This is a genomic window from Pseudomonas sp. ICMP 3272, assembly GCF_001466905.1.
Lineage (GTDB): Bacteria > Pseudomonadota > Gammaproteobacteria > Pseudomonadales > Pseudomonadaceae > Aquipseudomonas > Aquipseudomonas amygdali.
On the sequence record NZ_LKEK01000047.1, the window covers coordinates 70,562 to 82,929 of the forward strand.

12 protein-coding genes and 1 riboswitch are annotated in these 12,368 nt (G+C 61.5%); of the genes, 1 reads left to right on the forward strand and 11 read right to left on the reverse strand.

What is annotated here, in order from left to right:
• Nucleotide 1: 1 nt before the first annotated feature.
• The 6 genes from AO068_RS11470 to cobO are packed head-to-tail and all read right to left on the reverse strand — an operon-like array spanning nucleotide 2 to nucleotide 5,940.
• Entirely contained in the window at nucleotides 2–1,462 is a 1,461-nt protein-coding gene (locus AO068_RS11470; RefSeq protein WP_058408408.1) for a cobyric acid synthase, read from the reverse strand.
• On the reverse strand, nucleotides 1,459–2,463 hold the full coding sequence (gene cobD / locus AO068_RS11475) for a threonine-phosphate decarboxylase CobD (protein ID WP_058408409.1): 1,005 nt from the start codon (nucleotides 2,461–2,463) through the stop codon (nucleotides 1,459–1,461). The genes AO068_RS11470 and cobD overlap by 4 nt, the downstream gene beginning before the upstream one ends.
• Complete coding sequence (cbiB, locus tag AO068_RS11480) at nucleotides 2,456–3,364, reverse strand: adenosylcobinamide-phosphate synthase CbiB (RefSeq protein WP_058408410.1); 909 nt, start codon at nucleotides 3,362–3,364, stop codon at nucleotides 2,456–2,458. Before cbiB ends, cobD begins: the two co-directional genes overlap by 8 nt.
• Entirely contained in the window at nucleotides 3,361–4,011 is a 651-nt protein-coding gene (bluB, locus tag AO068_RS11485) for a 5,6-dimethylbenzimidazole synthase (RefSeq protein WP_058401250.1), read from the reverse strand. Before bluB ends, cbiB begins: the two co-directional genes overlap by 4 nt.
• Nucleotides 4,008–5,303, reverse strand: coding sequence for a cobyrinate a,c-diamide synthase (locus AO068_RS11490; protein WP_058408411.1), 1,296 nt, complete (start codon nucleotides 5,301–5,303; stop codon nucleotides 4,008–4,010). Before AO068_RS11490 ends, bluB begins: the two co-directional genes overlap by 4 nt.
• A gap of 25 nt (nucleotides 5,304–5,328) precedes the next feature.
• A complete protein-coding gene (cobO, locus tag AO068_RS11495; protein WP_058408412.1) occupies nucleotides 5,329–5,940 on the reverse strand; it encodes a cob(I)yrinic acid a,c-diamide adenosyltransferase in 612 nt (203 codons plus the stop codon).
• A gap of 91 nt (nucleotides 5,941–6,031) precedes the next feature.
• Nucleotides 6,032–6,246, reverse strand: a riboswitch (cobalamin riboswitch).
• 119 nt (nucleotides 6,247–6,365) lie between these two features.
• On the opposite strand from cobO, the gene AO068_RS11500 reads away from it, so the two are divergent.
• Nucleotides 6,366–7,694, forward strand: coding sequence for a PQQ-dependent sugar dehydrogenase (locus AO068_RS11500; RefSeq protein WP_005782621.1), 1,329 nt, complete (start codon nucleotides 6,366–6,368; stop codon nucleotides 7,692–7,694).
• Nucleotides 7,695–8,154: 460 nt separating this feature from the next.
• Here the strand turns inward: AO068_RS11500 and AO068_RS11505 are convergent, their stop codons facing one another.
• From AO068_RS11505 to AO068_RS11525, 5 genes are all read right to left on the reverse strand, one after another.
• On the reverse strand, nucleotides 8,155–8,700 hold the full coding sequence (locus AO068_RS11505) for a C40 family peptidase (protein ID WP_058400189.1): 546 nt from the start codon (nucleotides 8,698–8,700) through the stop codon (nucleotides 8,155–8,157).
• 90 nt (nucleotides 8,701–8,790) lie between these two features.
• Nucleotides 8,791–9,513, reverse strand: coding sequence for a C40 family peptidase (locus AO068_RS11510; RefSeq protein WP_058400188.1), 723 nt, complete (start codon nucleotides 9,511–9,513; stop codon nucleotides 8,791–8,793).
• Between the two features lie 75 nt (nucleotides 9,514–9,588).
• Nucleotides 9,589–10,353 carry an NAD-dependent deacylase gene (locus AO068_RS11515; protein ID WP_058400187.1) on the reverse strand — a complete coding sequence of 255 codons (765 nt, stop codon included), beginning with the start codon at nucleotides 10,351–10,353 and terminating at the stop codon, nucleotides 9,589–9,591.
• On the reverse strand, nucleotides 10,347–11,051 hold the full coding sequence (gene hda, locus AO068_RS11520) for a DnaA regulatory inactivator Hda (RefSeq protein WP_002554607.1): 705 nt from the start codon (nucleotides 11,049–11,051) through the stop codon (nucleotides 10,347–10,349). The genes AO068_RS11515 and hda overlap by 7 nt, the downstream gene beginning before the upstream one ends.
• A 217-nt stretch (nucleotides 11,052–11,268) precedes the next feature.
• Nucleotides 11,269–12,342 (reverse strand): AI-2E family transporter, encoded by a 1,074-nt coding sequence (locus AO068_RS11525; protein WP_002554608.1) that lies wholly within the window; start codon nucleotides 12,340–12,342, stop codon nucleotides 11,269–11,271.
• Between the last annotated feature and the right edge of the window lie 26 nt (nucleotides 12,343–12,368).

The window sequence follows — 12,368 nt, forward strand, 5'->3', positions numbered from 1 at the left end:
TTCAGTTTGCCTCCAGGCCGCACAATTCGCGAAGCAATGGGCCGTCCAGGTGTTTTTCCACCAGGTCCGCCAAACGTTCTATGTCGCGCTCGCGCAGGGCGTGATAGTCGACGGACTGCACGTTCGCCAACCCCGCCCAGCGCAGTAACGCGCTACAGGCCGCAGGTGATTCGAACAGGCCGTGCAGGTAAGTCCCGAGCACCTGCCCGTCGACACTCTGCGCGCCATCGCAACGCCCGTCGTCCAGTTGCACGGCAGCCTGCTCCAGCGCCGGCCCTGTCGTTACCCCGGCATGAATTTCGTAGCCGCTGACCTCGGCGTCTTCCAGGGTCAGACGACCGCGCACATTGCGCAATTGTTTTTCCGCCTCCAGCACCGTGCTCATCGCCAGCAGACCAAGACCGGGGCTGGAACCGGCTGCGCCCTCCAGCCCCAGCGGGTCGTGCACCTGCTCGCCGAGCATTTGCAGACCGCCGCAGATACCCAGCAGCTTGCCGCCGTAGCGCAAATGCCGCTCGATGGCGGTTTCCCAGCCGTTGCTGCGCAGGTACTTCAGGTCGCTGCGCACGCTTTTCGAGCCGGGCAGAATGATCAGGTCAGCAGGAGGAATGTCCTGACCGGGACCGACAAATTGCAGGTTGACCTGAGGATGCAGGCGCAACGGGTCGAAATCGGTGTGGTTGCTGATGCGCGGCAGCACTGGCACCACCACGTTCAGGACCTGCTCGACCTTGTCGGTCTGGCGCTGATCGAGACCGTCTTCGGCCTCCAGGTGCAGGTCCATTACATAAGGCAACACGCCAACCACCGGTTTGCCGGTGCGCGCCTCCAGCCAGTCCAGGCCCGGTTGCAGCAAGGCGATGTCGCCGCGAAAACGGTTGATGATGAACCCCTTGACCCGCGCCTGTTCGCTGGGCGACAGCAATTCCAGCGTGCCGACCAGATGGGCAAAGACCCCGCCGCGATTGATGTCGGCAATCAACAGCACCGGGCAGTCGACCGCCTCGGCAAAGCCCATGTTGGCAATATCGTTGGCGCGCAGGTTGATCTCGGCCGGAGAGCCCGCGCCTTCTACCATGATCACCGGATAGCTCTGGCCCAGCCGCCGATGCGACTCCAGCACCGCCTGCATGGCGATCTCTTTATAGCCGTGGTAAGCCACCGCGTTCATAGTGGTGACGGCGCGACCGTGAATGATCACCTGCGCACCGGTATCACTGTTGGGCTTGAGCAGCACCGGGTTCATGTCGGTGTGCGGCTCCAGAAAGCACGCCTGCGCCTGCACGGCCTGAGCGCGGCCGATCTCGCCGCCGTCTGCCGTCACCGCGCTGTTGAGCGCCATGTTCTGCGGCTTGAATGGCACGACCTTGACACCCTGACGAGTCAGCCAGCGGCACAGTGCCGTCACCAGTGTGCTTTTGCCGGCGTCGGAGGTGGTGCCTTGTACCATCAGCGTGCTCATGGGTATTCCTTGCGGTATTCAAGCAGAACAGTGTGCAGGCGCAGCCAGTCGGCCTCGTCGCGGGGCAGACCGAAGCGCAGACTGGCGGACTCGGGTGTGCCGCCCTGGAACAGACGCAACAATACGCCACGTCGCGCACAGAACTCGTAGAGCGTTTGCGCTTCAGGGGTCATGCGCCACTGAAACAGCGCACAGCCGCCCTGCGGGCTCAGACCGTACTGGTCGAGCAAGGCCACCAGACGCTCGCGAGCCTGCTCGCTGCGTTCACGCTGACGGGCCTGCCCTTCCTGATCATTGAGGCACACCTGACCGATGATCCGTGTTGGCCCGCTGACCGACCAAGGGCCGATTTCCTGCGCCAGCATCCTCAGCAATACCGGTTCGGCCATGACAAAACCGAGCCTGACACCGGCCAGGCCAAAAAACTTGCCGAACGAGCGCAGCACAATCAGCCCGGTGCGCCACGTCTCGGCAGCCAGGCTCAGGCCCGGCGTGTTATCCATGAACGCTTCATCGACGACCAGCCAGCCACCGCGCTCGGCCAGTCGCGCATGCCATTCCAGCAGGCGTTCGGCGCTCAGGTGCAGACCGGTCGGATTGTTCGGGTTTACCACCACCAGCACATCAAGAGTGTCGAGAAAGTATTCGACCTCCTGCTCGCTGACCTCACGGACCACGAAGCCGTTCTTGCGCCATGCATGTGCATGCTCGGCGTAGCATGGCGACAGCACGCCAACCCGACCTCCGCTGCGTACCCGCGGCAACGCTTGAATCGCGGCCTGCGAGCCGGACACCGGCAATAAGCGAGGCACGCCGTAATAACGGCAGGCCGCTGCTTCCAGGCCATCATCGGTCTCGGGCAAACGCGCCCAGGCGTGCATCGGGATCTGCGGCACAGGCCACGACCAGGGTGCAATGCCCGTGGACAGGTCCAGCCAGTCGGCCAGTTCGATACCGTAATGCTGCGCTGCGGCGCGCAACCGACCGCCGTGCTCAAGCATAGAATTCAGCTACCACGCATATGACCAGCAACCACAACCAGACGCCGCGCTGCACCAATTGCCAGCCGCGATCAATGGAATCCGCATCGGCAGGCGCACCTTCACCCAGTTGCGGACGCTGATGCAGCTCGCCGTGATAGATCGCCGCCCCGCCCAGTTCGACACCCAGCGCGCCTGCGCCAGCGGCCATCACTGGACCGGCATTCGGACTGTCCCAGGCCGGAGCCTGCGTGCGCCAGCAACGCAGCGCCAATCGGGTCTTGCCCAGCAAGGCGTAAGTCAACGCCACAAGGCGTGCAGGAAGGTAGTTGAGCAGATCGTCGATCTTCGCCGCAGCCCAGCCGAAACGCTCGAAGCGCTCGTTACGGTAGCCCCACATGGCGTCCAGCGTGTTGCTCAGCCGGTACAGCACCACGCCGGGCGCACCGGCCACGACAAACCAGAACAGTGCGGCGAACACCGCATCACTGCCGTTCTCCAGCACTGACTCGGTCGCCGCGCGAGCCACTTCGGTGGCATCCAGTTCGCTGGTCTGGCGACTGACCAGATAACCGACCCGCTGACGTGCCTCGACCAGATCGTCACTGCGCAGCGCTTGCGCCACCGGCTGAACGTGCTCACCCAGGCTGCGCATGCCCAGCGCGCAATACAGCGCCAGAACCTCGACCAGCCAGCCAATACCGGGCAGCCAGCTCAGTAGCGTGGCCAGCAGCGTCAGCGGCACAACGGTGATGACCCAGGCGGTGACGCCGTGACTGCGCCAGCCACGGCCGCCACTGTTGAAACGCTGCTCGACCCGGCTGGCGAAGTTGCCGAACGCCACCAGCGGATGCCATCGTTTTGGCTCACCGAGCAGCGCGTCCAGCGCGACCCCGGCGACGCTCAACAGCGCCACACTCATTGACTCACTCCCCATTGATTCTCATACAGCAACTCATGCAGCGGACGCGCCTGCGCCCAGCCTTCCATGACCAGCATGGGCGCAGGATAAAATTCCTTAACCGGCCCCAGGCAAATGATCGCCAGCGGCTTGGCGCCGTCAGGCATGCCCAGCAGTTCGGCCAGCGCCTCCGGGTCGAACAGCGACACCCAGCCCATACCCAGCCCCTCGGCACGCGACGCCAGCCACAGGTTCTGGATGGCGCAGGACAACGAGGCCATGTCCATTTCCGGCAAGGTGCGGCGGCCGAAAATATGCTGTTCACGGCCTTCCATCAGTGCGGCGACCAACACTTCTGCGCAGTCGTTGATGCCTTCGACCTTGAGCTTCATGAACTCGTCGGTGCGCTCACCCAACGCCTGGGCAGTGCGGATACGCTCTTCTTCTACCTGCGCCTGCATTTTTCCGCGCAACGCCGGATCGCTGATGCGAATGAAGCGCCACGGCTGCATCAGCCCGACACTGGGCGCCTGGTGTGCGGCTTCCAGCAAGCGCGCCAGCAACTCGGGGGCCACCGTGCCGCCGACGAAGTGGCGCATGTCGCGACGCTCGGCGATGGCCCGGTACACCGCAGCCCGCTCTTCAGGGCTGAACGCTTGTTCGGTCATGGTTTGAACAGCGCCGCAATCGCCTGAGGGCAGGAAGGGAAATAGAAATGCACGTAGGACGCGGTCAGACGACCCAGGCGATAGACTGCCTCTGCGCCACGCCCGCCGTTGGGGCTGACGCCACGGGCAATCGGCTGCAACTCGGTGCTGGTCAGCGAATGGTGATACGTGTGGCCGTGCAGCGTGCCCTCGGGCAATTCAACCGCTTGCAAGGCCAGCGCCGCCAGACGCTTCTGCATGACCGCCTCACCGGACAGCAAGCCGACCAGTTCGGCGCGCACACCCTCCACATCGGTCAGCGCTTCGAGTAAATAAAGCATGCCGCCGCACTCGGCCAGAATCGGCTTGCCAGCAATATGGTGCGCCCTGATCGACGCCTGCATCGTCAGGTTTTCCGCCAGCGCAACGTGATGCAGCTCCGGGTAGCCACCCGGCAGGTACAGGCTGTCGGCGTCGGGCAGCTCACGATCATGGATCGGCGAGAAGAAACTCAGCTCTGCGCCCATGTTTCGCAGCAAGTCCAGGCTTGCGCCGTACAGAAAGGCAAAGGCCTCGTCGCGGGCAATGGCGATGCGCACACCGCTGAGCAACGGCTCGACCTGAACCGGGTCAGGCGCGGTAAAGGTTACGGCTGGCGGCAAGGCCACTTCGCAGGTGCTGGCCAGCGCGGCGGCAGCCATGTCCAGCCGCACATCCAGATCATTGAGTTCGCTGGCCTGGACCAGCCCCAGATGGCGGCTGGGCAATTCGAAACCGACTTCCCGGGACAGTGCGCCATACCAGCGCAGGCCTTCGGTCAGACTGTTTTCCAGCAACTGCGCGTGGCGTACCGTACCAACCCGATTGGCCAGCACGCCGGCAAACGGCAGATCCGGCTGATAACGCGCCAGCCCGAGCGCCAGCGCGCCAAACGTCTGTGCCATCGCAGTGCCGTCGATCACCCCCAACACCGGCACGCCAAAATGCCGGGCCAGGTCGGCGCTCGACGGCATGCCGTCGAACAGCCCCATGACCCCTTCGATCAGAATCAGGTCCGCCTCATCTGCGGCTTCCCACAACAGGCGACGGCTTTCGTCGGCACCGACCATCCACATGTCCAGCTGGTAGACCGGTGCGCCACTGGCCCGCTCGAGAATCATCGGGTCGAGAAAATCCGGCCCGCATTTGAACACCCGAACCTTGCGGCCCTGATTGCGGTGCAAACGTGCCAGTGCCGCGGTGACGGTGGTCTTGCCTTGCCCGGAGGCAGGCGCGGCGATCAAAACCGCCGGGCAATCGCGCGGAGCTCTCATTGCAGTGCGCTCAATGATGAAGGGTTCAAAGCTCGATACCTTTCTGCGCCCGGATACCGGCCTGAAACGCATGCTTGACCACGCCGATTTCGGAAACCGTATCAGCCAGGTCGATCAATTCGGGTTTGGCACCGCGGCCGGTCACCAGCACATGCTGCATCGGCGGGCGGGCCTGCAGATCACTCAACACCTGTTCAAGGTCGAGGTAGCCATGCTTGAGGGCAATGTTCAGTTCGTCGAGCACCACCAGACCAATGGCCGGATCGCGAAGCATTTCCCGAGACACGGCCCAGGCGGCTTCGGCGGCGGCGATGTCACGCTGGCGATCCTGGGTTTCCCAGGTGAAGCCCTCGCCCATCACGTGATAGCGCACCTGCTCGGGGAAACGGCGGAAAAACATTTCTTCGCCAGTGCTGTTGCGGCCCTTGATGAACTGCACCACGCCGCACTGCATGTCGTGGCCCATGGCCCTGGCAAGCATGCCGAATGCCGAGCTGCTCTTGCCTTTGCCATTGCCGGTCAAGACCAGCAGCAGGCCGCACTCGTTGGGTGAGTTGGCAATGCGCTCGTCCATCACGGCTTTCTTGCGCAGCATGCGCGCCAGATGGCGTTCGTCGCGTTCGGGGGATTCGTTCATCCGGGTTCTCCGCTCGTGGCAGTCGACAACAGACGGAAGGACAGCACTGGACAGCACGGCAACGCCCTGCACAGAGCATCACCCTCCGTGATGCCATTGAGTGGTTCAGGCCGGTCTCCGGGCTCATGAGCGGGTTACCCCCGGCTGCGCGCCTTCCCATGTCGAAACACAGTGGCGTCAGGCACAGCCTTGACTCATTTACCGTTGCGGGGGCAGCGCCGGGATCGGATCGATTGATCCACACCGGCTTCCCTGTTTCACCCTGCCAATCAAGGATTGCAGAGCACCTGAAACAAACCGCGAAGGGTAGAGGGTTGGGCTGGGAGCGTCAATCGACACCGACGCTGTGAAACGTGATTGAACCCAGACGGTTCGCAGTGCCTCTATCAATTATCGGACCACGCCCTTGTTTATGGAGATTCACCATGTTCAGACTCAGACCCCACTACGCAGTGTTGCTTCTGGTTGCCGGTGGCCTTGCTGCCTGCGGCGAGTCTTCGACCCTGCAAGTCTCGGATGGAACAGGCCCCTCGCCCAAACTGCCGGAGCCCAACAAGACGCTGATCCCGACCGTCAACATCGCCCCCGCCGTAGGTTGGGAAAAAGGCGCAAAACCGGTCGCCGCGCCGGGCACACAGGTGGCAGCGTTCGCCGAAAACCTGGACCACCCGCGCTGGCTGTATGTATTGCCCAATGGCGACGTGCTGGTGGCGGAAACCAATTCGCCGGCCAAACCGGATGATTCCAAGGGTATTCGTGGCTGGGTAATGGAAAAAGTCATGGGCCGCGCCGGTGCGGGCGTGCCAAGCGCCAACCGCATTACTCTGCTGCGCGACGTGGACAAGGACGGCGTCGCGGAGACCCGCACCGTGTTCCTGCAAAACCTCAATTCGCCGTTTGGCATGACCCTGGTGGGCAACAAGCTGTATGTCGCCGACACCGACCGCCTGATCAGCTTCCCGTATGAAGCGGGTCAGACCTCGATCAGCGCGCAGCCGACCAAAGTGGTCGACCTGCCGGGCGGCACGCTCAACCACCACTGGACCAAAAACGTCATTGCCAGCAAGGATGGCAGCAAGCTGTACGTCACAGTAGGCTCCAACAGCAATGTGGCCGAGAACGGCATGGACAAGGAAGAAGGTCGTGCAGCCATTTGGGAAGTCGACGCTGCCACCGGCAATCACCGCATTTTCGCCTCGGGCCTGCGCAACCCCAACGGCATGGACTGGGAGCCTAAAACCGGCAAGCTGTGGACGGCGGTCAACGAGCGTGACGAAATCGGCAGCGACCTGGTGCCAGACTACGTGACCTCGGTTCAGGATGGCGCTTTCTACGGCTGGCCCTACAGCTACTACGGCCAGCATGTCGACGAGCGCGTCAAACCGCAGAACCCGGCACTGGTCGCCAAGGCCATCGCACCGGATTACGCAGTCGGCCCGCATACGGCCTCGTTAGGGTTGGTATTCGCCGATGGCAAGACGCTGGCGGCGCCGTTCAACGAAGGCCTGTTCATTGGCCAGCACGGCTCATGGAACCGCAAACCGCACAGCGGCTATAAAGTGGTGTTCGTGCCCTTCAGCGGCGGCAAGCCCAACGGCGCTCCGGTCGATGTGCTGACCGGTTTCCTCAACAAAGACGAAAAAGCCATGGGCCGCCCGGTTGGCGTGGTCAATGATCAACGCGGCGGCTTGCTGGTGGCAGATGATGTCGGCAACAAGATCTGGCGCGTGACCTCGGCCAAGGCAGCTCAATAACGCCGAGCGCAGAGGTTTGACGCGGATCGTCGGACGTTAGTTGAGTTATCGTTCCGCACGTCCGGAACGGCATGTCGACGCGGAGCGCNTCGATATGTCAACGCAGAGCGCCGTACGGCAGTTGAGATGATCGTTCCCTACGCTCCAGCGTGGGAATGCAGTTCTCGACGCTCTGCGTCGCAAGAGGACGCAGAGCGTCCAGAAAGGCATGCGACGCAGAGCGCCGCACGATAGTCGGGTTGATCGTTCCGCACGCTCCAGCGTGGGAATGCAGTTCTNGCGCCTTACGGTAGTTGAGATTATCGTTCCCTACGCTCCAGTGAACTGCCCCCAAGAAGTTGGACACCAATCCGACCTCATGGGGGTGTTCAAATGGGTAAGTATTCAGAGCAGTTCAAGCTCACTGTCGTCAAAGNGTTTTGTGCTGCTGGTTCCAGGCAGACCGCGAGCAGGCGAAGCGCTATGGCCGAATCTGCGCCAGATTTGCTGGTTGAATGACGCGCTTGGCGTTGAGGTAGGCTTTTTGCCAGTAAGGCTTGTCGAGGCTGTCGAGCTTGACCGTGCCGCCGGAGGCCGGGGCATGCACGAAGCGGCCTTCGCCGACGTAGATGCCCGCGTGGGACACCTGCGAGCCGCCCGAGGTGGCGAAGAACACCAGATCCCCTGATTGCAATTGCTCGCGACGGATATTCGGCACGCCCATCACGATCATCTCGCGCGTGGAACGCGGCAGGGAAATGCCCGCTGCATCGCGATAGACATAACCTATAAGACCGCTGCAATCAAAACCGGAGTCAGGCGTGTTGCCGCCCCAGCGATAAGGCGTGCCAACCAGCCCCAACGCACGAAACAGCACGTCTTCGGCAGCCGGAGAAAGAATCTGAGGGGGAGCAGTGACCACCGGACGCTGAACGATCCGGGGAGCTTTGGGCGGTGGCGGCGCGCTGGCGCAAGCACCCAGCAACGCAGCAACAGAGATGACTATCAGGCGCAACGCAATCGACATAACCACAACAACCTATCCGGATGCGGCTTACGCTGCCGAGAAGCTCAAAAACGCAGAAAGACCCGAAGGTCTTGTTCTGCGCGTTCTATTTTATTTACGCCGCTTTGGCGCGGTCTTGACTGTAGTCGAAGTCATCGCTGTTGTCTGCGCGGCATCAGGCGTCGACTTTACCGCGACCGTACCTGGCGCCATTGCCAGAGGACGCTTGGCCTCGATAAACGTCTTGCTCCAGTAGGCGTCATCGAGGCTGTCGATGCGTACACCGCCACTGCGACGGCTGCTGGAGTGAATGAACTGCTGATTACCGGCGTAGATCGCTGCATGGCTTACGCGACCACGGCCACGGGTACTGAAGAACAGTACATCACCAGGCTGAAGGTTTTTGCGCGATACCAGCGGTGCGTCAACGTTGATCATTTCACGCGTGGAGCGCGGCAGGCTCATGCCAGCCTCTTCGCGAAACAGATAACCAATGAAGCCGCTGCAATCGAAACCCGAGGAAGTCGACGTGCCGCCGAACTTGTAACGCGTGCCGATCAGGGATTTGCCACGTTCCAGGATGCTGTCGGCCAGAACCGGCAGCTGGTAGGACTTGTTGTCGGCGAAGTGAGCGAGTTCGTCTTCGGTGGCAATCTCGTCCTGCAAGGCTGCGGCGTCGGCGCGACGGGCTGCGGACTGAGCATTTGCTGCGTTCTGATAACGCGCAACGGGCTGAGCCTGTTCTTGCTGTGCGACCGGCATATTGGCCGAGCAACCGAAGAGGAATGTAACGAGTGCGAGAGGCACGAGGGGTGCGAAGCGAACAACCTGCATGGGCACAACCGTGGCTGACTAGTTAAGATGGCGAGACTATGCCTTTTATGAAGGTGATTTGCAAATTCAATCGAACTAGATGTGACTTATGAGTTCCGCCATGACATGTGCTGCGCGGCACTGCAAAAAGACGTCCATCTGCGCGCTGTGATCGGTCGGCTGCGGATTGATTTCCGCCGTAAAACCCCCGGAAACTCTGGTGCGAATGACCGGTTCATGAATGTAGGGGAAGCTTGCCGTGGTACCGATACTCAGGACTGCGTCATAGCCTTTAGCCAGTTGTTCATACAGTGTTTCCAGTGCTCTTTCAGGGAGCATTTCCTGAAAAAGAACGACGGGCGGTCGCATAACGCCACTACATGCCGGGCATAAAGGGGGCAAAGGACGCTGCAAGTGCTCACTCAATTGCGGATCTTCAGCACCACAGGATTGGCAAAACAGTGGCGAGAGTTGCCCGTGAATTTCGATCAGGCGTTCCGGCGGGCTGCCAGCGGCGCGGTGATAGCCGTCGACGTTCTGGGTCAGCACCCAGCACTCGGGCTTGATGCGCTGCAACTGGGCGATGGCGTAATGCGCGATATTCGGCTCGCCACCCAGGCACGCCCTGCCCAGTTCGGCGATGTACTTCCAGCACAGCTCGGGGTCACGGCGCAGCATGGGCCCGGACAGGGCCATTTCTATAGGCAGGCCGTCGTCGGTCTTGCCGTTGTAGAGACCGCCGACGCCGCGATAGGTCGGCAAGCCCGAATCAGCCGACAGGCCTGCCCCGGTGATTACCAGAATCCGTTGTGCATGGCGCAAGGCTGCCGCCGTTTGCATCAACAGCGCCTGATCTACCACCCCAGCGTCTCTTTAAGGAAGGGAATGGTCAGCTTGCGCTTTTCCTGGAGTGATGCCTGATCAAGGCGCTCAAGCAATTCGAACAGCGCGCTCATGCTGCGCGTACCACGCGTCAGAATGAAATGACCTACCTCATCGGTCAGGTGCAGGCCGCGGCGTGATGCACGCAGTTGCAGCGCACGCAGCTTGTCTTCGTCGGACAGCCCGCGCATCTGGAATACCAGGGCCATGGTCAGACGGGATTTCAGATCGGGGAGTTTGACCGGCAGTTCGCGGGGCGATTTGGACGCTGCAATGAGCAGACGACGCCCGCTGTCACGCAAACGGTTGAACAGGTGAAACAGGGCTTCTTCCCACTCCGGCTTGCCGACAATGGCTTGCAGGTCATCCAGACATACCAGTTCGTACTGTTCAAGATGGTCGAACAGCTCGATACCTTCATCGATGACTTCGGCAAGCGGCAGATACACCGCAGGTTCGCCCAGTTGCTCGAAACGCAGGCACGCAGCCTGAAGCAGGTGCGTGCGCCCTACTCCATCCTTGCCCCATAGATAGATGAGGCTTTCCGTCCAGCCAGCGTCGGCTTCGCACAGCCGCTCGACATAGCCGAGTGCAGCGGCATTGGCGCCTGGATAGTAATTGACGAAAGTGGCGTCATCACGCAGACGCACACTCAGGGGCAGCTGAATCGGTTTCATGCTGACTAACGGCTCATGCAAACCGTCAAGGGCCTCTGTGTAAAGAGCGCAAAGTTTATACCCGTGAAGCGGGTCGCACAATGCGACAGACCTCAAGCAAAATCAAAGGTTTGCGTCAGGGTGCGTAAAGCGCGGGTCGAGAAAGGGCGTTTTGACGTAATGCATGCATTGCCTGCACAAGCCTCTTCACCGGGCAGTGAAGAGGCGTGCGATGCCCTTACAGCTCGGGATCTTCCGCACCTGCATAGATTTCCGAGTCTTTATAAACGTCATGCATGTGGCGCACCAGCACCATGATCACCGCAGCGACCGGCAACGCCAGCAGAATGCCGGTGAAGCCGAACAGCTCGCCACCCGCCAGAATCGCGAAGATCACCGCCACCGGGTGCAGACCGATGCGATCCCCTACCAGCAATGGCGTGAGCACCATCCCTTCGAGGGCCTGACCGATCATGAATACGGCAACGATGCCCATCATCGGGTACAGGTCACCACCAAACTGGAACAACCCGGCGACCAGTGCCGAGCCAATGCCGATCACAAAGCCCATATAAGGCACGATGGCAGCCAGACCGGCGATCACCCCGATCAACAGGCCCAGTTCCAGCCCGACCAGCATCAGACCGGCCGCGTAGATCACCCCGAGACCGACCATGACCAGCAACTGCCCGCGTATGAACGCGCCCAGCACCTCGTGGCACTCGCCCGCCAGCTTGACGATTTGACCTTCACGCTGACGTGGCAGCAGACCGCGGATCTTGCCGGTCATGATGTCCCAGTCACGCAACAGGTAGAAACACACCACCGGAATCAGCACCAGATTGGTCAGCCAGCCGATCAGCGCCAGGCTCGACGCCGTAGCCTGGGACAGCACCACAGAGACGATATCCCCGGCCTGCCCCATGTGTTCGGAGATGGCTGCCTTGATCTTGTCGAACTTCCAGAACCCGTCTGCCAGCCCGAACTTGGCCTGCACCCACGGCAACGCCGAGTGTTGCAGCCAGTCGAGGATCTGCGGGGCCAGCTCATAGAGACGAAACAACTGCTTGGCCAGCATCGGCACCAGCACCAGCAGCAAAGCCATCAGCACCAGCGTGAACAGACCGAACACCGCCACCACGCTCAAGGTTCTGGACAGCCCGGCGCGCTCCAGACGATCCACCAGCGGATCGCCCATGTAGGCCAGCAGCAGCGCTACCAGAAAAGGGGTGAGGATCGTGTGCAACAGCACCACGAATGCGACCAGCAAGGCCAGGCCGCCGATCCAGAACCAACGCCGTGTATCAGTCATCAACATCCCTCAACCCAATGGAAAAG